At 39.7% G+C, this 24891-nt stretch carries 25 protein-coding genes; 7 read left to right on the top strand and 18 right to left on the bottom strand.

Annotated elements, in window-relative coordinates; genetic code table 11:
* The first annotated feature begins 4 nt into the window (after positions 1 to 4).
* Both PSH41_RS02895 and PSH41_RS02890 read left to right on the top strand, forming a co-directional pair.
* A complete protein-coding gene (locus tag PSH41_RS02895; RefSeq protein ID WP_024033431.1) occupies positions 5 to 316 on the top strand; it encodes an Mpo1-like protein in 312 nt (103 codons plus the stop codon).
* A gap of 445 nt (positions 317 to 761) precedes the next feature.
* On the top strand, positions 762 to 3329 hold the full coding sequence (locus PSH41_RS02890) for a TonB-dependent receptor plug domain-containing protein (RefSeq protein WP_273588367.1): 2568 nt from the start codon (positions 762 to 764) through the stop codon (positions 3327 to 3329).
* An 80-nt stretch (positions 3330 to 3409) separates the two neighbouring features.
* Here PSH41_RS02890 and PSH41_RS02885 read toward each other — a convergent pair whose 3' ends face one another.
* From PSH41_RS02885 to PSH41_RS02875, 3 genes are all read right to left on the bottom strand, one after another.
* Positions 3410 to 4453 (bottom strand): branched-chain amino acid aminotransferase, encoded by a 1044-nt coding sequence (locus PSH41_RS02885; RefSeq protein ID WP_083901793.1) that lies wholly within the window; start codon positions 4451 to 4453, stop codon positions 3410 to 3412.
* 150 nt (positions 4454 to 4603) lie between these two features.
* On the bottom strand, positions 4604 to 5656 hold the full coding sequence (locus PSH41_RS02880) for a fatty acid desaturase family protein (RefSeq protein ID WP_273588368.1): 1053 nt from the start codon (positions 5654 to 5656) through the stop codon (positions 4604 to 4606).
* The gene (locus tag PSH41_RS02875) at positions 5653 to 6696 is read right to left on the bottom strand and encodes a flavin reductase family protein (protein WP_273588396.1); all 1044 of its coding nucleotides are present in this window, start codon (positions 6694 to 6696) and stop codon (positions 5653 to 5655) included. Before PSH41_RS02875 ends, PSH41_RS02880 begins: the two co-directional genes overlap by 4 nt.
* A 347-nt stretch (positions 6697 to 7043) precedes the next feature.
* Here PSH41_RS02875 and PSH41_RS02870 point away from each other — a divergent pair, with 347 nt between their 5' ends.
* The 5 genes from PSH41_RS02870 to PSH41_RS02850 all read left to right on the top strand — a co-directional run bounded on the left by PSH41_RS02870 (position 7044) and on the right by PSH41_RS02850 (position 10330).
* Positions 7044 to 8198 carry a PQQ-dependent sugar dehydrogenase gene (locus PSH41_RS02870; RefSeq protein ID WP_273588369.1) on the top strand — a complete coding sequence of 385 codons (1155 nt, stop codon included), beginning with the start codon at positions 7044 to 7046 and terminating at the stop codon, positions 8196 to 8198.
* A gap of 141 nt (positions 8199 to 8339) precedes the next feature.
* A complete protein-coding gene (locus PSH41_RS02865) occupies positions 8340 to 8519 on the top strand; it encodes a DUF6435 family protein (RefSeq protein WP_273588370.1) in 180 nt (59 codons plus the stop codon).
* A 102-nt stretch (positions 8520 to 8621) separates the two neighbouring features.
* Complete coding sequence (locus PSH41_RS02860) at positions 8622 to 8885, top strand: hypothetical protein (RefSeq protein ID WP_273588371.1); 264 nt, start codon at positions 8622 to 8624, stop codon at positions 8883 to 8885.
* Between the two features lie 120 nt (positions 8886 to 9005).
* A complete protein-coding gene (locus PSH41_RS02855) occupies positions 9006 to 9974 on the top strand; it encodes a hypothetical protein (protein WP_273588372.1) in 969 nt (322 codons plus the stop codon).
* Positions 9975 to 9991: 17 nt separating this feature from the next.
* Positions 9992 to 10330 carry a hypothetical protein gene (locus tag PSH41_RS02850; RefSeq protein ID WP_264389334.1) on the top strand — a complete coding sequence of 113 codons (339 nt, stop codon included), beginning with the start codon at positions 9992 to 9994 and terminating at the stop codon, positions 10328 to 10330.
* A gap of 46 nt (positions 10331 to 10376) precedes the next feature.
* On the opposite strand, the gene PSH41_RS02845 is transcribed toward PSH41_RS02850, so the two are convergent.
* The 15 genes from PSH41_RS02845 to PSH41_RS02775 form a co-directional block, all read right to left on the bottom strand.
* Positions 10377 to 10829: a GNAT family N-acetyltransferase gene (locus tag PSH41_RS02845; protein ID WP_273588373.1), complete on the bottom strand. Its 453-nt coding sequence runs from the start codon at positions 10827 to 10829 to the stop codon at positions 10377 to 10379.
* 31 nt (positions 10830 to 10860) lie between these two features.
* On the bottom strand, positions 10861 to 11451 hold the full coding sequence (locus tag PSH41_RS02840; RefSeq protein WP_004587214.1) for a DUF2238 domain-containing protein: 591 nt from the start codon (positions 11449 to 11451) through the stop codon (positions 10861 to 10863).
* Positions 11452 to 11512: 61 nt separating this feature from the next.
* Positions 11513 to 12304 carry an SDR family oxidoreductase gene (locus PSH41_RS02835; RefSeq protein WP_273588374.1) on the bottom strand — a complete coding sequence of 264 codons (792 nt, stop codon included), beginning with the start codon at positions 12302 to 12304 and terminating at the stop codon, positions 11513 to 11515.
* Between the two features lie 145 nt (positions 12305 to 12449).
* Positions 12450 to 12953: an Mpo1 family 2-hydroxy fatty acid dioxygenase gene (locus PSH41_RS02830; protein WP_096739468.1), complete on the bottom strand. Its 504-nt coding sequence runs from the start codon at positions 12951 to 12953 to the stop codon at positions 12450 to 12452.
* A gap of 73 nt (positions 12954 to 13026) precedes the next feature.
* On the bottom strand, positions 13027 to 13713 hold the full coding sequence (locus tag PSH41_RS02825) for a Crp/Fnr family transcriptional regulator (RefSeq protein ID WP_273588375.1): 687 nt from the start codon (positions 13711 to 13713) through the stop codon (positions 13027 to 13029).
* Positions 13710 to 14366, bottom strand: coding sequence for a hypothetical protein (locus tag PSH41_RS02820; RefSeq protein ID WP_273588376.1), 657 nt, complete (start codon positions 14364 to 14366; stop codon positions 13710 to 13712). Before PSH41_RS02820 ends, PSH41_RS02825 begins: the two co-directional genes overlap by 4 nt.
* 517 nt (positions 14367 to 14883) lie before the next feature.
* Positions 14884 to 18030, bottom strand: a complete 3147-nt coding sequence (locus PSH41_RS02815) for a PilC/PilY family type IV pilus protein (RefSeq protein ID WP_273588377.1) — start codon at positions 18028 to 18030, stop codon at positions 14884 to 14886.
* 476 nt (positions 18031 to 18506) lie between these two features.
* Positions 18507 to 18917: a hypothetical protein gene (locus PSH41_RS02810; protein ID WP_004587208.1), complete on the bottom strand. Its 411-nt coding sequence runs from the start codon at positions 18915 to 18917 to the stop codon at positions 18507 to 18509.
* A 238-nt stretch (positions 18918 to 19155) separates the two neighbouring features.
* Complete coding sequence (locus PSH41_RS02805; RefSeq protein WP_273588397.1) at positions 19156 to 19611, bottom strand: M23 family metallopeptidase; 456 nt, start codon at positions 19609 to 19611, stop codon at positions 19156 to 19158.
* Between the two features lie 115 nt (positions 19612 to 19726).
* Positions 19727 to 19996 (bottom strand): YrhK family protein, encoded by a 270-nt coding sequence (locus tag PSH41_RS02800; protein WP_004587206.1) that lies wholly within the window; start codon positions 19994 to 19996, stop codon positions 19727 to 19729.
* A 226-nt stretch (positions 19997 to 20222) separates the two neighbouring features.
* Complete coding sequence (locus tag PSH41_RS02795; RefSeq protein ID WP_004587205.1) at positions 20223 to 21566, bottom strand: SPFH domain-containing protein; 1344 nt, start codon at positions 21564 to 21566, stop codon at positions 20223 to 20225.
* A complete protein-coding gene (locus tag PSH41_RS02790) occupies positions 21559 to 21897 on the bottom strand; it encodes a hypothetical protein (protein WP_039972209.1) in 339 nt (112 codons plus the stop codon). The genes PSH41_RS02795 and PSH41_RS02790 overlap by 8 nt, the downstream gene beginning before the upstream one ends.
* Positions 21898 to 22164: 267 nt before the next feature.
* Complete coding sequence (locus PSH41_RS02785) at positions 22165 to 22572, bottom strand: hypothetical protein (RefSeq protein ID WP_096739465.1); 408 nt, start codon at positions 22570 to 22572, stop codon at positions 22165 to 22167.
* A gap of 270 nt (positions 22573 to 22842) precedes the next feature.
* Entirely contained in the window at positions 22843 to 24099 is a 1257-nt protein-coding gene (locus tag PSH41_RS02780) for a cation:proton antiporter (protein WP_273588378.1), read from the bottom strand.
* Positions 24100 to 24251: 152 nt separating this feature from the next.
* Positions 24252 to 24659: a hypothetical protein gene (locus PSH41_RS02775; protein ID WP_004587201.1), complete on the bottom strand. Its 408-nt coding sequence runs from the start codon at positions 24657 to 24659 to the stop codon at positions 24252 to 24254.
* Positions 24660 to 24891: the final 232 nt, after the last annotated feature.

The following is a 24891-nucleotide window of genomic DNA, read 5'->3' as shown; positions in this document are numbered from 1 at the left end:
GACTATGAACACACCACACACTTTTAACTCCTTTAAAGCGTTTTACCCGTATTACTTAAAAGAGCACCGCAATGTAACCTGCAGAAGGCTTCACTTTATTGGCAGCACGCTAGTACTTGCAGTCATCTTTATTGCATTGATCAAGCAGCAATATAGCTTGCTGTGGTTATTACCGGTTATTGGCTACGGATTTGCTTGGATTGGGCATTTCTTTTTTGAAAAAAACCGCCCCGCCACTTTTAAGCACCCCCTTTATAGCTTATGGGGAGATTGGGTCATGTTTAAAGATATACTTATCGGTAAAATAAAATTTTAATTTTTATATTATTTTATTATAAAAATCACTCGCAACCTTTTTAAACGCTATACAAATTTCAGCTTAAATAATCTGCTTTTTATATGTTAATTTATTTAACATATAAAGGTGGGTTATACATTTAATTTAAAAAAAACACTGAGTAACAGCCATTATTAAAGGCGTACACACTGCTCTTACCTGTTAACTAAAAGTAAAATTCATGGTTGCCAATTATTTTAAGCTCCATCAGTTACTTACAAACTCCTGGCTATTTATAGCTTTTACCTCATTTAGTTTTATTAATTAAACCTTGTAACTATATATCCCTTAATTTTAATTGAATGTTATTCAATTGACTCATTTTGTTAATGCGGTTTATGTTCTCAAAGCAGCTCCATTAAAAAGTAGCGGCTATAAAAACAAAAACTTTAAATCAATGGATGATCAGATGAGGATTAACAACATGAATCAAAGCCTACCGTTTAGGTTAAATAACTTAAAAGTGAGTACAGCAGTGGCTGTGGGTGCATCGCTTTCGCTATTTGGTGCGTTTTCTGCACACGCGGTACAGCAAACACCTCAAGTACAAGAAGATATAGAGCAAATTAGCGTAATTGGCTCACGCCGTTTAGGGCGCACAGTTGAAGACAGCGCCGTACCTATTGATATTATTGGCGCTGAGGCGCTTACCAGTTCAGGCCTTACGGAAACAAACGCGCTACTGAGCAATTTGTTACCAAGTTTTAACTTTCCACAGGCATCGCTTACCGATGGCAGTGATCATGTACGCCCTGCACAACTTCGTGGTTTAGCACCCGATCATACCTTAGTGCTGGTTAATGGGAAGCGTCGTCATAGTAGCGCACTGCTTAATTTAAATGGTTCAACGGGGCGTGGTTCATCTTCTGTAGATTTAAATGCAATACCAGCTAATGCTATTGAACGCATTGAAGTTTTACGCGATGGCGCTGCGGCGCAATACGGCTCTGATGCTATAGCGGGTGTGATTAATATTGTACTTAAAAGCGCAAGCAGCGGCGGCTCCCTTGCTGCTATTTATGGGGCAAATGTCACCGAGATGGATGGTGTACCTCAGCTTGAATCGGTATCTGAGGGTAGCGATGGCAACCTAGCATTTACCGAAGGCGGCGATCGCTCTTTAACCGATGGGCAAACGCTTACTTTGCAAGGTAATATTGGTTTAGAGCTTGGTGATAATGGCTTTTTAAACATTTCGACTGAATACCGCGACCGCCACTCAACTAACCGTGCCGATTACGATCAACGCGAAAACTACAACCGATTAGAAGATGGCTCACTCGACCCTCGCGAGTTTACAGTTAACCGCTATAACCATAACTTTGGTAATGGGGATGTAGAAGACCTATCGGTTTTTTATAATGCGGGGTATCAACTAGCTAACGATGCAGATTTGTATTCATTTGGCTCTTACTCTAAACGTGAAGGTGAAGGCGCTGGTTTTTATAGACGCGCAAGCGATAGCCGTAATATAGAAGAAATATACCCCGACGGTTTTTTACCTGTGATCACCTCAGATATAAACGACTACTCACTCGCGTTAGGTGTTAAAGGCTTTATAAGTGATTGGAACTACGATGTATCGGCTGTGTATGGTGAAGATGCGTTCGAATTTGGTGTAACCAATAGTTTAAATACGTCGTACGGCCCCACTAGCCAAACACGCTTTGATGCCGGTACGCTTACATACGATCAACTTACTTTAAATGTTGATTTAAGCCGCGAAGTGGATGTCAGCTTTTTAGAAAGCGCGGTAAGTGTTGCCATTGGGGCTGAGTACCGCACAGAAGGCTATCAAATAGAAGCTGGCGAAGAAGCCTCATACGCACAAGGCTCATTTGGCCCAGGTGGCGTAGTCACAGGCGAAGATGGCCCATTTGGTGCAGCAGGTGCGCAGGTATTTCCAGGCTTTACACCTGAATCAGAAGGTGACAACAGCCGCCATAATGTAAGCTTTTACATAGACTTAGAAACCTACCTGACAGATGATTGGAACATAGCTGTGGCAGCCCGTTATGAGGATTACTCAGATTTTGGCGATACACTTAACGGCAAAATTGCAACGCGCTATTCGTTAACCGAAGATTTAGCCATACGCGCTTCAGCCTCAACAGGGTTTAGAGCGCCTTCATTACAACAGCAATATTTTACCTCGGTTGCTACCGTATTTGTTGATAGCGTTCCGACCGAAACCGGCACCTTTGCACCAAGCAGCGATGTAGCCAAAGCGCTTGGCTCACCGGGCCTTGATGCCGAAGAAGCCACTAACTACGGGGTTGGCTTTACTTGGTCTACCGACTTTAATTTCAGCTTATCGGTTGATTACTATCAAATACTAATTGATGACCGTATTGTTTTATCTAACAATTTATCGGGCGCAGCAATAGAAGAGCTGCTAGAAGGTACGGGCGCTAACCAAGGCCGCTTTTTCTTAAACGCTATAGATAGTAAAACGCGTGGTGTTGATGTGGTTGCCTCGTACAACTTAATCACCGATGGCTATGGCGATATTGCCTTTAACTTAGGGTATAACTACGGCAAAAATGAAGTCACTGATATTATTGACCCGCCCGCTGAACTGCAAGGTGCTGGGTTTGATCAAGACAACTTGTTCTCAGGTACAGAGCTGCGCCGCTTTGAAGTAAGCACCCCGCGCAATAAATACAATTTAAGTGCTACATGGACCCATGATGCGCTGCGTACCACACTTAGAACTACGCGTTATGGTGAAACCCAAGACCCTTCATCAACGCCCGAGCTAAACGAGGTATTAAAACCTAAGTGGATCACTGATTTAGATGTGGCTTATGCCGCTACCGATAACCTAACGCTTAGTTTAGGTGCCAATAACATTTTTGATGTATACCCAGATCCTACCCGCGAAAATGTAGAAGAAGTCTCTACTTTTTCTCGCTTGTTTGCTTATTCGAGCTTTTCGCCCTACGGATTTAATGGCCGTTACGTGTACGGCAAAATAGAAATGAAGTTTTAAGCGCTAACCATTTCAGAATGTACTCAAAAACACAAAAGCCACCTAGTCGGTGGCTTTTTACTGCGAACTACTCAAATCAATTAGATTTTAGTTAACCAGCCGTGTTTGTCTTCACTTTTACCCCATTGAATATCGTTCAATGCTTGGCGTAATCGCGCTGTTGTAGGGCCTGGCTCGCCACTGCCTACTTTGTATTCTTTATCGTTATGAATAAACGTGCCTACCGGCGTTAACACCGCAGCAGTGCCTGAAAGTGCAGCTTCTGTGCCTGGCTTTGCAGCACGCTCTAAAAGCTCGGTAACGCTAAAGTTACGCTCGCTTACCGTCATACCTAAATCTTTTGCAATGGTTAAAATGCTATTACGGGTTACGCCATGTAAAAACGTGCTATCAAGCGCTTTGGTAATAATTTCGTTACCATCAATAAGAATAAAGTTAGCTGCACCTGTTTCTTGTACGTCGCCGCCAGGGCAAAACAAGATTTGATCGGCTTGGTATTTTTCGCGCGCTGCGCTAATTGGTGCAAGTGCACTGGCGTAGTTACCGCCACTTTTTACCATGCCCATGTGTGGGGCACAGCGCATGCCATCTTCTTCAAGTAATACACGCAGCGCAGTAGCGCCGCCGGTAAAGTAATCGCCAACTGGCGATAAAAGTGTATATAACAACGAGCTCATTGACGGTGCAGCCGCTTTACCAATGGCAGCCTCTGTTCCTATGTGAGTTGGGCGAATGTACATAGAGCCCGGCGGTAATGGCGTTTCATCAGCATACTCTTTAACAATCTCGATAATCATGTCTTTTAGCATTTGACCGTCAAAGCTTGGTAAGCTTAATAACGCAGAGCTTTGCTGCATACGCGCAATGTTTGCATCTATTCTAAAAATATAAATAGAGCCATCTTCGTGGCGAAAAGCTTTTAAGCCTTCAAAACACGTGCTTGAATAATGAAGGACATGCGCGCCCGCATGAAGTTCAAGTTTATCGGAAGGGACGATTGAGCTTTCGCTCCATTGGTTATCAGAAAAACGAGCTTGAATCATCTGCGGCATAAACACGGTACCGAATGCGGCCATTTTAATCTCTCTTGTGTGGTCTATTTTTCTCCATTGTATGACATTCATGCATCATTTAACCATAGCAAAACTGAGGCTTTTTTAATTATCAAAAAGAATTTTTTGCAACTGCTGTTTATAAATTAGCCATATTGTTAAGCACATACAAAAAAGCCGATTAATGCATCTTCATTAATCGGCTTTTTAAAGGCACATTATTTATTTAAACGAGTACCTAATAATACGTTTTAATACCGAGCTATACTGTTTAAAAAAACCACCTGTATGATAATCAATACCGTGTTTTTGCATAACGGCTTGCACTTGCGGGGCCACTTCTTGATAGCGAGAGGACGGCATATCTGGAAATAAGTGATGCTCAATTTGGCAACTTAAATGCCCAGTTAAAACATGAAACCAATGCGGGCCTTTAATATTAGACGAGCCCAATACTTGGCGATAATACCACTGCCCTTGGGTTTCGTTTATGCAGTCTTCTTGTTTAAAGGTTTCGGTGTCCTCGGTAAAGTGGCCACAAAAAATAATGGTTGAGGTCCATAAATTACGGATTAAATTTGCCAGTAAGTTGCCTGCTAATACCCATAAAAACAAAGGGCCTGCCAATAAAGGAAATATCACATAATCTTTTATTAATTGGCGCGCACCTTTACTAAAAAAGCGCTGTTTTAGGGTAGAATGCGATACACCCCCTTCGCGGTTTTCTTTCTTTTTACCAATAAACACACGCTCAGCTGCCAGTTCGTGATACGACACACCCCACTGAAACAGCACACTTAAATTAATATACGTAATAAACTGCCACACATTTTTTAAGCGCCATTTAAAATCATTGCTTAAACGTAATAAACCATAACCAAAGTCGCGGTCTTTACCAATAATATTAGTGTAGGTGTGGTGCTCAAAGTTATGAACGCGATGCCAACTTTGCCCGTCGCAGGCAATATCCCATTCGTAGTGTTGCGAGTTAAGCTGCTTGTCGTTCATCCAATCGTATTGGCCGTGCATAACATTGTGGCCAATTTCCATGTTGTCTAAAACTTTTGCCAGCGCTAATAACAGTACACCCGCAACCCATAAAAGTGGCTGAATAAAGCCCAGCATAAGTAAAATACGGCCACTCCACTCACATAGCCGCTGCTTTTTAACGACCGAGCGAATGTAGTTTGCATCTTGTTGCCCTACTTTGCCTAGCGTATCCATTTTTATGCTATCTAAATCGTGGGCTAACTGATCAAAGTTTATGTTTTTCATAGCTGTAACTCCAAGTCGCTAACAGGTTGACTTACACACAGTTGAATTAACTGCTCGCCGTTATCACTCAACTCACCAGTTTTTAAATTACGCACCACGCCAGACTTTTTAATGCACTGGCACTGGTGGCAAATACCAATGCCACACCCGCGTTTAACCGGTAATTGTTTTGCTTCAAACTGTGCTAATAATGCGTTGTTGGCATTTACGACATGAGCGCTGCTATTAATCTGCACGTTAAACAGGCTGTCGTCATTTTGGCTTGGCAGCGTTAAACCAAATGCCTCTTGGTAGTAATTTAAATGGTGTTTTTTAGCAAAGTCACACACCGTTTTCATAAAGTTTGCAGGCCCACAGCAGTATATATCTGGGTTTTCCCATACATTTACATGGCGAGTAATCTCATCTGATTGCTCGCGTGTGAGCAGTAAAAACGAAAAATGCGAAAACTGGTTTGCTAATGCGCTTAGCTCCTCTACACATTGGTGTGCAGCAGCTTTGGCATAATAAATTAGCGATACTTTTTGTGTGGTATGTTTTAAATGCTCACTAATCATGGCAAGCATAGGTGTAATACCCGAGCCGCCAGCTATAAACGTTGCATTGTTCTGGGTGTTTTTATAAACAAAGTCGCCACTAGGCGCTGAAACATTGCACCACTCACCGACTCGTAAAGCACTGCTTAAAAGGCTTGTAAAACGCCCTTGCTCATTAGTTTTAATTAATAAACGCACCAAGCCCGTAGCTTTAAATTGCTCAGGGCTTGAGGCAACCGTAAACACACGAGTTAATAAACGCCCGTTTATTTCTACCGTTAAACTAATATGTTGGCCAGCAATGTGTGTCTGCCAGTGCTGAGTTGGCTTTAAGGTAATACTTAAAAAATCACCATTGTGCTGCGTCAGCTCTTCTATTTTTGCTCTATAAAGACCAGCACGCCACGCAGGCTTAACCATTTGCATAATGGGCTCAATGTAGCCTGCAAAGCTTTGATGGTGTAAAAACCACTTCGAAAATTGGTCTAATACTTTAGTAATCATCACTATTAATCTCTTGGATATTAAATATTGAATTTTAACTTACACGTGTACGCTCAAACTTCAGCGCACAAGTGTACGCCCAAAAAAATTAATTTCAATAGTATTAGAGTAAATATTCAGTTTTTTTAGCACAGTTTTTACGCAGCTCACTAATTTAAAGTGCTGTACTAAAGCCTCAATTAAGGTGTAATAAATAGCTGTTTAAAATATTAAAACCAGCCATACAACACTGCGGGTAAACTCTTTATGATTGAAATATATATAGTTTTTATTAAAGCGCTACATTTAGCAAAATCTGCAGCAGCATGCTAATGTAGGTATTACTTGCTTATTTATTGGACAGGGATATGACTGCGTTTATACCTACAAAAACGATTGCTAAAACATTATCAACGGCGTTTATAGCTGTACTCGTTTCAACGCCAGTGGCAGCTGTAGATTACAAAACCCTTGATGTGTTACCGCTCAATGTAAAGGCCGTCAGTGTGGCTAAAGGGGTAACTATCCCCTGGGCTATTGAGCCGTTAAGTAACGGTGATTTACTTATAACCGAGCGAAGCGGCACACTTTATTTACTGCCTAAAAACTCAGCTAACTTAACTAAGCTCTCGGGTTTGCCACAAATTGATGCTAATGGGCAAGGCGGTTTATTAGATTTAGCCCTACATAGCGGACCAGACGATAGCCAATGGCTTTACATAACTTACTCAAGTACCCAAGGCGCTAAAAGTGGCAGTAATACAGCCCTAATGCGCGCCAAGCTTAGTGACGATCGCACTGAGCTTTTAAACACACAATTACTATACAAAGGTGAGCATAACAGCACAAAAGGCCAGCACTACGGAAGCCGTATTGTGTTTGATAACCAAGGGTATGTTTACTTTTCGATTGGCGATCGCGGCTCGCGCGATAAAAACCCGCAAGACTTAACCCGTGATGGCGGTAAAATTTATCGCTTACACACTGATGGCCGTATTCCTAAAGATAACCCGTTTGTAAATCAAAAAAGCGCTAAACACGCTATATGGTCATACGGACACCGTAACCCTCAAGGCATGTGGTTTGATAAAACAACACAAACGTTATGGTCTCATGAGCACGGCCCACGTGGCGGCGATGAGCTAAACATAATTAAAGCGGGCGCTAATTATGGCTGGCCTGTGGTTAGTTATGGTGTTAATTACAGCGGTACGTCGTTTACCGACATACAAGAAAAAGACGGCATGCAATCGCCCGTACTGCATTGGACCCCCTCCATAGCCCCTTCTGACATGTTATTGGTTAGCAGCGATAAGTACCCGCAATTAAAAGGCAAACTTTTGCTATCGTCTATGAAATTTTCGTTTTTAAGTGCACTGGAAATATCTAACAAAGGTGTTTCAAAGCAATATAAAATTTTAGAAGGAATAGGCCGCGTCCGCAGCTTAGCACAAGGCAGTGATGGCTATATTTACTTAGGCATTGACGGACAAGGAATTAAACGCCTTGAGCCTGAACAATAAAACCGTTAGTAACCGCAGCATAGCAAATAATGCGTTTACCTTGTTTTTATATAACAAGGTAAACGCCCTTCAGCTAAAAGAACTATTTAGCTCTTTGTAGCGTATGGTAATGCTAATACTTTTATAAAACTAAGGAGCCACATGTTTTCACTATTTAAATCAGACCCGACAAAAAAATTACGTAAAGAGTACGATGCAAAGCTTGAGCAAGGCATGCAAGCACAGCGTAAAGGCGACATTAAAAGCTGCGCCATGTTAAGCGCAGAAGCCGAAAAAATCTGGAGTGAAATAGAAGCGCTTGAGGCAAAAAAAGCTAAGTAAATTCGTATTAAACGTGTCTGTACTGTTTTAAAAAAGCCGTTGCATCGGACCAAAACAAGCTTAGCCAATGGACAGGGGCATTAGCATGAAAGGAGTCAGCGTTTGGAAGCATTATTTTTCCTCTATTTTATTTTGATCATTTATGCATTGCTAATTCGTTTTGCTTCAAGGCATGAAATACGCGCACAATGTGACGGAAAAATATATAAGTTCCAATCCGTTTCAGCTGTTTTAATTACATCTTTAGCTAGCGCATCCCTCAGCTTTTTATTCGCAGAGCATTTCGCTGATTGGCTGTATCAGTTTATTCCTGCTTTTAATGTGGCATCTATAGTAGCAGTTGATAAACCTATTAGATTACAGTAACTTTATGCTAACAAGAGTTTCAAGTGGAACAAAATACAGTGGGCTTTTTATTCACTACGTCATGTATTTTAGCCATCTGAATTTAGCCTCTTAAATGGACGTTAGCCCGCCTGGAGATTTATGAGCATTCCCTTAGTCTACATTGATCAAAATATCATTGGCCTCCAGTTGTTAGGACATATAAATCTTAGCAAAAGAGATGACATGAAATGGGTTTATTCGAAGGAACATTATGCGGAAATCAAGCGAGCTGATGACCCAGAAAAATATTTAAATGTGCTAAATGAGATTGGCGCAAAAATGTTGGACCTTATACTTGACGAAAACTGGAAAATTACCGGTGAAGCAAGATTGATCGAAGATCTTACTCCATTTGAGAATTATCAGAACTATATTGAAGCAATAGGGAACGTAGAATTCGATGAAACCATTTTTGATCCATTTCAAGTGTGGATGAACGGTGGTGGAGATGAGGGTCCCTTAAAAGAACTTTCAGATAATTTAGCGAATCAAGTTTTGCTACTAACATCAGATTTACCATATAACACAACAGGAATGCCTAACAAAATCGGCGCCATCAAACCTGAACTTGATTCGATGGTTGACGATATGATTTCGAACGGAAATGACATAAAAAAGACTAGAGCTGCACTTGGTGATAAAAAAGGCACTATTGGCACTGTCTCTGAAGAACATCAGATTGCCCAAATTTGGGAGATAATATCTCCAACAATGGAAGACTCTGGCATGAACTGCGATCAATTCTTTGGGTTTGATCCCATTGATAATCAAGGTTATGAGTTATGGCCAGTGTATCTTGGCATAGTTGGATGCAATGCAGTTATGGATATTTTGGGATTCCAAGCGGAAAAGAAGTGCAGAAAAATTAGTAAAATCCAAAATGTGAGAAGTGATGCTGGTCATATTGGAATGGGAGCATACTGCTCTGCAATCTTGTCAGAGGATAAGAGACTAGTGAAAAGAGCAAAAGCCATTTATGAATACAAAAACATAGTTACTTCATCAATATTGATAGAGAAAGATGCTAAAAAGTCAATCCAGCCGACCGCTAACGTGTCGGCTGATTAAAGCGTTAGGCACCAAGGATGATTAAATTAATAAAGTATCTGCTAATAATATTTCTTATAATGCTTCTTGCAGTTATAACTCTTTTTACCATACATATTTTAAACGGTGATGATGACGCTACCTACGAGCTTAGAGGCCGATATAAAACTTCACTAGACGGTAAAACCTATTTGGTAATTGAAGATAATAATGGTGGCAATTGTGGGCCTTTACTCGTAGATAAAAAAGAGTGGCCATATGGTCTGAACGCTAAAGGAGAAGTGAAACCTGGGGAGCATAGAATTGAGTGTGGCGGATGGAGGGGAATTAGCATCCAAAAAGGCACTACTTATTATTTTGATTACTGGGGTCCATAAAATGGCTAAAAAGTTGCTTACATAGGCATTGCTCTTCCCTCGTTTACTATACCTCTCTAGTATTTCCCTCATACACATTTTCAGGATTTATTTGCATTAGCAGTGCTGGGTTATCTATCGGTTTAAACCCGTATTGCGCATACAGGCCATGGGCATCAGAAGTGGCTAATAAAAAGCGCCTGAGCCCTTGCAGCTCAGGGTGCTCTACTATCGTTTTAATAAGTAACTTGCTCAAGCCATTACCTTGCAAATCTGGGGTAATAAATACATCCGCCAAATAGGCAAAGGTGGCGTTGTCGGTTACTACGCGGGCAAAGCCCACTTGCTCGTTATCAGCGCTGTAAACACCAAAACACATTGAGTTATCAATCGCTTTTTGCATAATGCTTTTAGGTATTCCTTTAGCCCAATAGCTATTAGCAATAAAGTTATAAATAACGTTAAAGTTAAGCTTGCTTTTATCTGTGCTTATCGTGAAATTGTGGGTATTTACAGTCATAATTTATTGTCTTTTAGTAACAAAATTTGAATCAATAATCTTTAACATTTTTTAACTGTTTATCGTGTACTTTAGAAAGCAGCAATATCGAGCAAATAGCCCCAAGTAAGGCAATTCCCATATCAGATTGAGTATCCCATACGTACCCTTGCGTACCTAAAAATGCTTCTGCGTTTTCACCGCTTAACACTGCAACCCACCACTCTATTAGTTCGTAAAAAGCACTAAACGCTAAACATATCGATACAACAAACACATTTAGCCAGCCTTTACCATTGACTACGTTTTTACGTAGTAATATTTCACGCGCTAATAATGCAGGCACAAACCCTTGAAAAAAGTGCCCTACTTTGTCGTAGTTGTTACGCTCACTGCCAAATAAGTTATCAAACCAAGGGACTTCGGCGTAGGTGTAATGCCCGCCAACCATTAGCACAATACAATGCGCTAATATAAAGCCATATAAAATGGGGGTGAGTTTAAAATGCTTATAGCTGCTTGCCATAAGCACTAAACCAATTATTGCGGGGATAACTTCAAGCAGCCAAGTAAACTGATCTTTTGGGTTAATTCCGGACCAAGTTAATACAATAAAAAACAGGCCAAGCCATAAATACTTCATTTAGAATCCTTGTCTAAATTGATTGAATTTACAGCATTTTATATCTCTAAATCGCCCGATGCTACCGATAGTTTGTTTTAGCGGTTAATCGATTAAATACGCGAGGAAAAAACCGTTTAATGGTCGGTGCCCAGCCACTTAGGCCTTTGCCAACAATCACTTCGTCTTTTTGATTATAAATTGCGAGGATCATTTTTTTAGCAGCTAGGCTTACATCCATGCCATTTTCTATTGAGTGCTCTGGCTTGTTTTGTGCTATGCCTTGCTCGTTTAACGAATTATGTGCAATGGCGGTTTTAATAGAGCCGGGGCAAATAGTTAAGCAATGAATATTATGCTCTGCAAGCTCTGCACGCAGGCAATCCATAAAACCCACTACTGCATATTTAGAGCCTGAATAGCCCGTTCTAAATTTAGAGCCTACTTTACCCGCAACGCTACTAATTGAGACTATTGAGCCTCTGCGCCTAGCAACCATAGTAGGCGCTACCGCTTTGGTAAGTGCAATGAGGCCAAAATAGTTAACTTCCATCAACTGGCGGTAAACATTAAATTCGTTTTCTAAAAATAAGCTGCGCTGCGATACCCCACCGTTATTAATTAAAATATCGATAGCAGGTAATGTACTCATTAAATCAGTAACTTGAGCCAATACAGCTTCAGGCGCTGACAAATCAAGAGGCACAATAATGTGGCCATCGCCATGTAAGCTTTGTTTTAGTTCGTTAAGTTTATCAACGCTTCTGGCTGATAAAATAACCTTGGCACCCAGTGCTGCAAACTGTATTGCGAGCTCTTTGCCAATACCTGATGATGCGCCGGTGATCCATACGGTTTTATTGTTGTATTGCATGGGTTATTTGCCTTTATTATTTTATCCGCTGCTAATAGCAATCGTGTTAATTTTTATACGTTTATAACGACATATATATGATTTATAACGCGGTTAACGCTTTATTTAGTACACTCGAATAACTAAATATTTAAGCCGCTTAGCGTTATGCTTTGGTAGGGCCTGCTATGGCGTTAACTTCATGCTCTAGCGATTTATAAAGCCCCATTAAAAATAAAAACTCAACGGTTACATACAACGGGCCAATAATTAAGCCAATTAAATCATCTACAAACGCAGGCTTTTTACCCTCATAGTAATGGCCAATAAACTGCAGCACCCATCCAAATACAAACACGCCCACACCAATACTTAACCAAGGCCAAAAAGCCATAGCAGCGATTGGCTGGGCTGCTAAAAGCAATAAGGTAAACAGTACACCCATTATTAAGCCAAGTGACACGCTCAGCATTAAGTAATACACCACGCTTGCAAAAACAAAAAGCTGCGCGCCATCAATAAGCAGGCTACCAATGGGTATTTGAATACGCGCTAATAAGCACAGCACCGCAAATACAATAAGCGGAATGCCAAAAAAATGAGTTAAAACATTGCGTTTAGAGCGATGGTACAAACCGTATGTACCAAGCTGTTGCTGTAGAGTTTTCATGTGTGTGCCTTTTATTGTGATTTTTTACACTATATCAGGCTTTTAAAATATCACTCTGTCGGGTAACCGACATTTACTGATTACAAAGTAGCTCTAAAGCAGATTGGTTTAAAATGGTCACTTTGTTATAGCCGACCTCAATGAGTTGCTGCTTTGCTAATTTTTTTAGAATTTGATTGGCGGTTTGCCGTGTAAGGTAAGTCATATCAGCCAATTGTTGCTGAGACAAAGTAAACGTATGGCCATTACTATGCGCTAAATGCGCGCACAATATAAGTAAGCGTTTTGCAACGCGCTGCTCGGCACTTAATAGTGCGTGATCTTCCATGCTAGTAAACATAACTCGCAATTTTTGGGCAAGGAGTAACCCAAAGTCTTGCCAATAATGCGGGTATTGTTTTAACAATTGCTCAAGTGTATGTTGCCCAATAAAACACAGTGTTACATCGGTTTGCGCATAAACATCGTGGGTGCGCATTCCGCGGTCAAATAAAGTGACTTCGCCAAACCACAGCGAGGCGTCAACAAAGCTTAAAACAGCTTCTTTACCATTATTACTTACCCCACTAATACGCACCACACCACTTAATACAGCATAAATACCGTCGTGTTTATCACCTCGTAAAAAAAGAGATTGGTGCGCGCTAAGGCTTAAAGTTTTTGCGTGGCTTAGTAAAAACTGTTTTAAGTGTGCATCACGGCCAGAAAACCACTGCCCTTGTTCAATAATGTTACAATGTGCTTTACTTAATCCATTCATTGCATTGTGTTTATATGTGGTTGAAGCTCTATCGCCAACGACTTAGGCAAGTCTAAATTACTGGCAATAACAAAGTCGTTATACGCCTCATTACCAGAGAAAAACTCCGCAATAAGCGTTTTATTTTTATATACGTTCACTGAAACACCACTGCCCATACCACCAGCATTAATAATGTAGTAATAGTAATTGCCTTTGTTAAAAAACAAAATACTTTCGCCTACTTTCCCTATTTGACGATAGTAGCTACCAAATGGCTGCGCGGCAGTGGCCGTATACTCAAGGCCAATTTTTTGCTCAGTGCCATAACGATAAGTAATAGCTGAGTTATCATTGGCCACACACACAGACAAAATATTATCAGTGGGCTTTAGTGTATAAGTCACTTTTGCAGTTGGGTTGCGTATAACCTTTTGCATTTTTGCATTTATATACGCTGTTTCACCACGTTTACAGTGACTTGGTACAATTCCCTCTATTAGGCCTTCTACAACAAGGTGCTTTTGCTTAATAGCAGTAGCCGGTAAATTAGCGTTTTCGTTTTTAGCCACTGACGGCGTTTTACTGCTACTAAATAAACTCACTTCCTCATCGCAACCATTTAAAAAGAGTACGGGAATACAATAGCAAAAAGAGATCATTTTGAAACTCATACTAATTCCATCTAATACAACTTAACCTTAAAATAGCGGCAAAATTAAGCACTAGCAACCATTAAAAATGGTAAGTTTTATAAATCTTTTTTTTAACCATGTTATGCAAATATTGCTTTACTATTTAGTGACTTATTTAATATTTATTCACACAATAATTGGTTTATTTACGAGCAATTCATAAACCAATTAATACCCGTATGTCTATTTTCAATATAGGGACAATAAACCCTCTTTTTATAATATTTAAACACAATAATTGCGAATAAGCATTGGCTAGCGAAAAGCAATGTGGGCTTTTATTAATACAAATTCGCTTGGTTAGGTAATTTATTTTAGGTAGGAGGCGCGTTGAATTTTAGGCAAAAATTTCATTGTTGAGCTTTGTTCAGCAGAACACTTTAACGTAGCAAGGTTTGCTTTGGGCTCTTTAGTATTAGCTAGAAAAGTTAGCGCATGCCTTTAAGGGCATGCGCGGTAAATAATAAAGCGTTGTGACGCCTGAGCTAAGGCTAACCTAATCAGATGAAGAATCGTTTTCTTCACGCTTATATATGTAGGTTTGCTGCGTTTTAAAGCCAAAGCCTAATGTATCACTGTCATTTACAAGTTTAACTTTACCATCAACAACAGTTAGCCCTGGTCCGTTAATTTCAGGCGGTTTGATAGGGTTTACTGCGCCTTCACCAGTAAGGCTCGGGCCGATTAAATAAAACTGGCTTACTTGGCTAACAGGTATTGTTTCTTCGTACTCGTAACCACCACCTGGGATACCGTCATCTGGGTCACCATCATCAGGTGTTGGCACATCACATAATCCATTATTATTAGCATCTATACATGAGTCGCCTTCACCAAAATACAACTGAGCGGTGTCGGGTACATCGTAGCTGGTAGTAAATTTAAGTTGGTCGTACACTTTTGTGCCATAGTGCAAATGAAAAGCGTACATTGCACCACCGCCTCCAGTTAAAGAACACTGATTTTTATCAGACTCTAGTGCAGGTGTAAACGATGTATAATAAGCTACGCCTCCTACTACGGTGGCTGCAGCCAATGATTTTTCACCATTACTTAGCTCATATCGCCACCCTTTAAAGCCTGCTAAATCAGTTTCAAGTTCTACAAACTCATCTACATTATCTAGTGCATTGCCAAATGGGTCGTCATTCATAAGCATTAAATCACTTGGCACTATGGGCTCTGCCGTATTTTGTGAATCGAAGGTTTTAGTTACGGTTTGTTCATCGCGAATCATGTAAAGGTGATCTTGCTCATTGGTTGCAAGCGGATTTGAGCGATTACCACTGCCTATCACGATTGCATCGTAAGGCGTATCTAAGCGTGTGGTTATTTCTTCACCGCCATAGCTCGTTTTGCTCACTTTACTAAACATAGTACGTGCCACTAGTGGCTTGTAAAAAAAGCGTCGGTCTTGGGTTGCTAATGAACTGCCAAGCTCTGCTAATTTGTAATGAGAAAAACTATTTTTGTCAGAGCCTGGCATATCCACACGCCAAATATTACCCCCCGTATCGGTGGCATATAAACGGTCAATGTAACCATCATAATCTGAGTCAAGCGTTGCTATATCAGCAGCTATACTGTGCTTACCTTGGAAATTATTATCCTCAGGCGTTAACGCCCATACTCTTTCGCCAGTTTTAGCCTTAACAATGTAAATTCCCGTGCCTGATTCATCCTCGCTACGAATCGCGTTGTCTTTGTTTGTATCGTATCCGCCACCAAATACCAGTAAAGGCTCATCTCCAAACGCTTTAATATAGGCTATTTGTGGTTTTGACCAGGTTTGAGCTAGGTATTCAAACCCATCTGAGCCGCCTACAATAGGCTTACTCCAAAGCTGTTTTGGCTTATCTGGTGAGCTAATATCAAGTGCATAATAGTTTTTACCCCCGCGGCGCATGCCAGCAAATGCCCATACTTCATCACCTTTAGTGGCATCTATTACTCCGTCATTTAAGCCGTCACTGTTTAAACTTTTATTGTTAAAAAACACACTAATAGGCCCATCCATACCATACACTTTAGTATTGGCTTGATTTGTACGAAGCGCAGGTATGTTTTTTAACAGCTCAGCAGGCATAAACGCCCACTCCTCTTCAATGCTGTTACCTTTATCGTTAAACATGTGCAAAAAGCCAGCATTAGTGCCCACTAAAATACGTATGTTGCCATCACCATAATCAATAGATACCGGTTTAGAATGCAAAGGATCACCAAAAATATTGGCACGCTGATCTACTGATGAGCTATCGCTATCTTCGTTATCTACATCCATGCCTCTTGCCCAATTAATATCATTGCGCGAGATAGCAATATCAGTACCCGGTATGATGCCACCTATGGCGTCTGACACTATATTTAAAATTTCTTTAACTCTATCAAAGGTAAAATCAACAATACTACCGTGCGAATCTATATACAGTTTGCGGCTTTGTGAGTCTAAGCTTGAAAGTAAGTAGTTTACGCCCCCTTGTGCGACTAAATTACCATCGGCCGGTTTATTTGAAGGTAGCCAAAACGTGCGAGCGTCTTCTTTAATTAAGCCGTCGTCACCTATCGCCTCACGGCCTGTAGAGTCAACTATGTTAGAGCCCGACATAACTAATTTTTTTAAATTTCCGCCCCAACGAGCCCCGGTCTCAGGGTAGAACATAGCAAAATAAATTGCTTCTCGGCTGCGGGTTTGGTCAACGTTATTACTGGCAACCGTAGGCGATGAAAAGCTATCGTTTACTTCGCGTATTCTAGAAATAGTATTATTTAATGCTTCAGAGAGCTCTGCTGAGGTATCTGCGTGAAGGTACTCGCCACCACCTAGTTCAGCGGTTTTTTCAAGAAGCGTTTTACCTTTGCTACTCATGCCACTACCAAAACCAATAGTAAATACGCGGCCTGTGTCTGCTACTTCCGGTGTGTCTTCGTAAAGATCTATTTCAACGTCTTGTGTACCATGAATTATTTGCGCTAATACCGCTAAATAACTGTTACTTGTTTTACTTGGGTTATAACCAAATTTTTGCTTGTATAAATCTTTAATATCGTCATTACGGTTATTATCCTGAGTAGGGTCGCCGTCGGTCATTAATATTAAATTTATAGAATTATCACAGCGCTCTTGCGAACCATATGCCTGTCTAAACGGCGATATATAATCAGGGGGCGTTAAAGGGTTGTCATTGGTCTCTACACTAAAGTCACGTTGATTGGTATTTTGTCCATACCAAACGGTTTGGCCTGTCATATAAAGGTAGGCTTCCCATAAGGTTTCTGTAACGGGGGTGTTTCCGCTAGCAGGTAGCTTTTCAATTTGGCCTAAAATAGTGTCATGTGATGAGCCTAAACCAGCCATAATATAACCACCGTTGTTACCATTAAAACGCATTAAACCAAAGTCAATGGCGCTATTATCATTAACCAGTTGGGTCATGGCATCTTTAGCTGCATCTATTTTTTTAGGTCCGTTGTAAGGAAGCTTACTTCCCATACTTCCGGAGGTATCAAAAATAATCACAACACGGGGGTTTTCATCGGTTTCTACGTTATGGTTTACGTATAGCTCTATATCTTCGGCGGTTACAGAGAGGCTTACAGTTGCTGCAAAAAAAGATGCAACAATGCGATTGAAGGTAAGTTTCATTTTAAATCCTTTTATCTGCGCTAAAATCACGCAGTTCCATTAAAAGTGCAGTTACTTATTTATTTTTAGTTTTAATTAGAAAAATGCACAAAACAGCTAAATGCCATTAAACATAAACTTATTTACAAAGATTAATGTTAACTGAATTTGCTATATTTTAAGTACTTTAATGAAAATAGACGCAAATATAAAGAAATTTAATACCCTTAGAGCATTTTATATACGCATAGCCATTAGTAAAATATCCCGCTTTTAAAAACAATTAACCCTGCAATTCTCGGTTAACCTTACTTGCAATGGTGTTATTACCATATTTTAAGTTTAAAACCCCCTATTAAAATAGGTATTTAAGTGAGGATACACGTTAAACCCGCTTAAAAATTAACAACTCACATTGGTTAATTTCAAAAATAAAAACTAAAAAGCCCCCGCGAGTTATAAACTCGCAGGGGCTTTTTAAGTGTTAAGTAATAAATTTATAACGATAAATCTTCTTTAGCACGCGTTAAATTATGAGATACCAGTGAGTTTTTAGAGATTTGATACGCTTCGTATAAATCGGAAAGGCCTGCGGTGTCTTTTTTGGCCATCATGCGGGCTACACCACGGTTACTTAATGCAAACGATGTAAGTTCGCGTACTTTTAAACGTGGGCCACGGCTTTCTTTTAATAAGGCAATTGCTTGTGTACAAATGGCTTCAGCTTCTGTGTAGTTTTTAGATTCTACATTAAGTGCACAGCTATTAAATGGCTGTTCAAACTCTGGTGCAGCTGTTACAGAATCTTCAATAACCATTAATTTGTAGTCACTTTGATCAGCCATTGCAGCAGCTGAGCAAGTTAATAATGAGCCAAGAGCGATGGTTTTTAAAAGTGTACGTTTCATGATTATCTTCCTGTTTGGTTAGTCGTGCTTGTTGCCGACAACTTAACTTTAGATAAATCCTCTCCCCCCGACAAACGATAAAAACAAACCTAATAAGTGAGAAAATCTAACTTATAGACTTTAGTCTAATGCCTGCTTTAAATAGCGTTTCTTTCACTTTCAAAAAATACAGCAAAAACAAGCGAGTTAACTACATTGGCAGTTTATTAGTAAAGGCCCACCTATAAGTAAAACTGAGTTAGTTAGCAGTCAACTTTTTATGTGGGTTTAAAAAAAACATTTTTTTCCACCCTTGGCTTTGCGTTGTAAAAAGCCACGGCATAGGCATAAGCGATAATATAGAATAATGCACATGGGGTTGTTTTCCTGCAGCATTACCGGTATCACCCAGTAAGCCAATTTGGCTGCTTATGCTAACTACATCCCCTGCACTTACATTGTAATCATTTAAATGTGCAAAATAATGCACTCGCCATTTTGCACCAAGTACTGCAACCACTTTGCCACCTCGATTTAGTTCACCTGAAAAAATAACAATACCGCTTGTTGCAGCAACCACAGGGGTGTTTTTAGCGCCAAAAATATCAATTCCTTTATGCACACCCGAGCGCCCCCACGGCTCATACCAAAACGTATTGTGGTTCCAATCCTTACTTGTAGCGCCTTGCACAGGAACTACTAGCTTCTCAGGAATGAGTTAACCCACTATTAATAAAATTATAACTGCGCCCAAAGTCCACTTTAGTAGTTTCAATGCATTACCTTTGCTGTGAATAGTCATTAAATTATTAATTACAATACCTGAACGCCTAGTGAGTATTGTTAGAACGAAACACTTTTTTAACGTGAACTAAACTCATTAATTTTAATACAGGTTTTATTATTAATTGCGCACTGCCAGCTATAAAAAGCCAGGTACCGCTTTCAACTAATGACTCATTTAAAAAGAAAAAGCTACCAATTAAAAACCACACCGCAATTAAAAAATCGTTAACTGCGCCTAATGCTTCATAACGGCGTTGGATAGTAATATGCTCTTGTCCTAAGTCTAAATTAAGCTGATTTTTGCTGGAGCCCATAAATACTACTCACTCTTTTTACTGTGTAATTAAAAAAACTGTTTTCACTAGCATCTAATACCAATTCGCTTAATTAAGTATTATTGCGAATTGGTATAGGCTTATCTGCATAATACAATAGCAAAAAACACACAATAAAAAACGCTGCCTGATATATCAGCCAGCGTTTTTATTGGTGTAGAGTCTTTATAACTAAAAACTCACTATTGCTTGTATATTTAATTGTTTATTTTTGGTCTTTTTCTAAACGTTTTTTAAGACTTAAAGCCGCATCTGCCGCTAATAATCTCATAAATTCAGAACCATTGCTTTGTTCGCCCTGCCCTGCACCTATTACAATTTCAGGCACTAAACGGCTTTTTCCTAAACTATTGAATAAAGCAGTTTGAATTTTCACCTCAGCTTTTAATGTTTCATCAAACACATATTTAGGATCAAGCGCTGCTGATTTAGCACGTAAGCGTGCCTCAGCTAACACATCCATGCCTAGTGCTTCTAAACGCTGTTGCTTTAATATCTCTTCTTGCTCTTTAGCCAACTCAGCTTTTACAGCTACACGTTGCTGCGCAGAAATAATAGCATTCGCTTTAATACGCTCGGCATCGATTTGCTCTTTAATTTTAAGCTTTTCAGACTCTGCCCGCTGCTTTGCTATTGCTTGTTCGCCTAAGGCAACTTCTGTACGCGCTTGTTGCTCTGCTTTTTTAAGATTTTGACGTGCCAAGGCTTCATCTGCAGCCGCTTGCTTTTGCGCTTCTAAGCGCGCGTTTACTTTACTTTCGTAGTCAATATCAATAATACTTGCATCTACAACAGTAATACCATACGCACCTAAAATCGGCGCATTACGCAGCGGTTTACCCTCTTTATCAGATTTAATATTTACCGTTACACGCTGCTGTTTACTTAAGCTACCTAGTTCATCGCTTTTATCCCGCTCACCGCTGCTGATTATTTGCTCAGTAACAAAAATACCATTAGTAAGTTGATCAGAGAAGTCTTGGCTAAGTTGCCCGTTTCCACCAGAATAATGCTGCTCAACCGACATCATACGCGCCGACGCTTTAACGTTTTCTGTAGTAGCACGCATAAGTAAATTAGATATAAGCGTATCTTGCGAACCAAACTCTTCGTGTATTTTTAGTAATCCACGTAATTCACCTTTTTCAGTGGCTGGTACATTGCCTGGCAACCTAAAGCGCGATACACCACGTGCACCACCGGTTGTTGTATCCAAAAAGCGTATTGGAATAAGAGGTACAATTGCACTCGCAGTCGCGTTTTCGTCACCCGTAAAGTTAATCGATATAACCTTTTTATAAGCAGATGTAGTGCCAAATGCTTTTAAGTATGGGCCAGCTTGGTTAATAACCGTTAACTTTCCGGTAAACGCCGATTGATGAACTAAACGCTCGTCAGCTTCGTTCCAAGAAATAACTTGTGAAGTAAGCGTTGCTATAACAGCCAACACAACCACTATTGATGTTACTAAAATGACATTTCGGCGGCCAAAACGACCTATAAATGATTGTGACTTTTCTTCTGGAACCGCTTTTTTATCGCTATCCATTTTCATTACTCTCCATGTTTAGTTTTTTCTTAACAAAGTAAATAATTTCTTGCTCGCTTAAATGCGCACAAAAACTACCTGAGCGATGCAATTCTATAAATGTTGCAAGGATCTCTTCTTTGCCTTTTATTTTTTTATGTTTATCTGCTTGGGCTTGGTTTTTATCCGTAAGTTGAGTAATAAGCTCATCTACAATGGTGTCTTTATCAAACAGCACATTGTATTCCTTAGTTTTTCTTACTCGGTTTTTGCGTATATTGCTATAAATAACATAAATAGCTAAACACAAAATAATAACCAATGTACTCAACCCAACAATATAGAAAATCATATAACCTGCTTATATTTAGTTGAATGATCACGTCAATAACAGGTGTTATAAATCAATAACAAATGTTAACTCATTAATTTTACAGAAACCTCGTATAAAAGACAGGTAAAAGTAATAATTCCAAAAATTAAGCTTTCTAAAACGGGCTTTCTCGCTTTTAAATTTACATGTGAGTTTTATAAAAAAATTTTATTACACGCACAAAAAAGCCCCTACCTAATATAAATCGGTAGGGGCTTTTTTGTGACTCTCGCTAATTAAATTGCTTTATAAGGCAAGCTCTTCTTTAGCGCGAGTTAAGTTATGAGACACTAAAGTGTTTTCAGAGATTTGTACTGCTTCGTATAAATCAGCTAATGCTGCTGTATCGTTATGCGCTTTTAAACGTGCAACGCCACGGTTGCTTAAAGCGTACGATGTAAGCTGGCGTACTTTAAATTTAGGGCCTTGTGCATCTTGTAATAGTGCAATGGCTTTAGTACAAATTTCTTCAGCTTGAGCGTAATTTTTAGATTTAACGTTAAGTGCGCAGCTATTGAATGACTCTTCAAGTGGCAATGGCGCAGTAGCGGTTTTGATAACCATTAGTTTGTAGTCACTTGAATCAGCCATTACAGCTGCTGAGCAAGTTAGTAATGAGCCAAGAGCGATGGTTTTTAAAAGTGTACGTTTCATGGTTTGCCTTTCCTAATTAAGTTAGTCGTGCTTGTTGCCGACAACTGAACTTTAGAGTAATAGCTCAGCGACGACAAACGAGAAAAACAAACTCAATAAGTGAAGAAAATTAACCTATAGACTTTAGTCTAATATACGTACAAATTTAAATGTTTAACAGCGTGTAAACCAGCGTAATTACTGCTTGTTTTGAAAAAGGTTTTCAAACGAATCTTATGCTGTAGCTACGCAAACAAGCCTATAAGCTGTACAAAAATCAGTCTTTATAATTTATTTTGTTTTTATGCTTTTGGCGACTTTTCCTACGCTCAAGCCTTGCACTAAAATTGAAAAAACCACCACTGCATAAGTTAAAGCCAATAATATATTACGCTGCGCTCCATCAGGTAGCTGCAACACTAGTGCCACCGAAATACCGCCACGTAACCCTCCCCAGGTTAACACTTTCCATGCACCGCTGGGCAGCTCGAGCTGTTTATTAAAAATAGTTGTTGTTAGGCCAACCACAATAAGCCGTGCGCATAGCGCAATTAAAATGGTTAAAACGCCCGCCACCAGCAAATTAGCTGAGTACACAATCATTACCACTTCAAGGCCAATTAGCACAAATAAAATGGCATTTAAAATTTCATCAATTAGCTCCCAAAACAAATCAACATAGTGGCGTGTTTTATCACTCATGGCTAAATTACGGCCATGATTACCCACCATTAATCCCACCATAACCATCGCAAGTGGCCCCGATAAGTGCCAGTGACTCGCCAATGCATAACCGCCTATAACACCCGCTAGCGTAAGTAATACTTCTTCTTGGTAGCTATCTATTGCTTTTAATAAATAATTTAAAGCAGCGCCTAATATTAAACCAAATATTATACCGCCCCCCGCTTCAACAGTGAGTGTATGAGCCACTGAGTATGTAGTTGGCATATCGCCACTGGTTAAAATTCCTAATAAAAGCGCAAATACCACCACGCCTATACCATCATTAAATAGCGACTCCCCCGCTATTACAGTTTCAATACTTTTAGGCGCACCAGCAGAGCGTAAAATACCCATCACCGCTATCGGATCGGTTGGCGAAATCAACGCACCAAATAATAAACACCATATAAACGATAAATTAAATCCCAATAAAGGCACTACTACATATAACGCTGCAGCAATAATAACTGTTGAAATTAACGTACCCACACACGCTAAAATACCTATGGGTAATTTATAACGTCTTAAGTCACTTACATTAACGTGCAGCGCCCCAGCAAAAAGCAGCATTGAGAGCATGCCATCGAGCAATACATGAGTAAAATTGAGTTGATCAAGTAGGCTTACTTCGTAATCAATAAGTTCATCAAACCCTAAAAAGCCCAAAAATATAGCCGCAATAGACACTAAAAGCGAAATAACCATCACCCCAATGGTGGTTGGCAGGCCAATAAACCGATGATTTATATAAGCAAGTAATGCGGTTATAGATAAAAAAATCGCGCTAATTTCAAATATACTCAACGTACTGGTGACATCCATAATCTAGCTCTCTTAAATTTAAAGCCTAATAAGTGGTTTCCACTTTTATGATTTGCACTTTTTTACCGTGCAACGCAAAAAGCCCATGTTAAGAATAAACCTAACATGGGCTTTTTATACACTGGCTTAATTAAAGCATGTTTAGTGCTTTTTTATAGCGCAAGCTCTTCTTTAGCAAGTGTTAAATTATGCGATACCATTGTACTGTTAGACATTTGCGCTGCCTCGTACAAATCAGCAATGGCTGCGGTGTCATTATTTGATTTTAAGCGCGCAACACCTCGGTTACTTAACGCGAATGACGTAAGTTGGCGTACTTTAAATTTAGGACCGTCTGCATCTTTTAAAAGTGCAATTGCTTTTGTACAAATTGCTTCAGCTTCAGCATAGTTTTTTGACTTAACATTAAGTGCGCAGCTATTAAATGACTGCTCAATTGGCTGCGGTGCAGTCGCTTGTTCGATAACCATTAATTTGTAGTCACTTGTATCAGCCATTACAGCAGCTGAGCAAGTTAATAAAGAGCCAAGAGCGATGGTTTTGATAAGTGAGCTTTTCATGATTATATTCCTGTTGAGTTAGTCGTGCTTGTTGCCGACAATTCAACTTTAGAGAATTAACACAAAACCGACAAACGATTAAAACAAAACCAATAAGTGAAGAAAATTAACTTATAGACTTTAGTCTAATGCCAACTTACTAATTTACGGTAATTGGTATTTATACAATCGGCAACCGAACCCGCTCTTTACTTAGTCCGTTCAAGTAGCTTAACTTTTCCATAACAGCTTC

Origin of the sequence: Pseudoalteromonas sp. CST2 (assembly GCF_028599385.1) — a bacterium.
GTDB classification, from domain to species: domain Bacteria; phylum Pseudomonadota; class Gammaproteobacteria; order Enterobacterales; family Alteromonadaceae; genus Pseudoalteromonas; species Pseudoalteromonas atlantica.
Note: the sequence above shows the minus strand (reverse complement) of the source record. Positions and strands in the feature narration are given on the sequence as shown.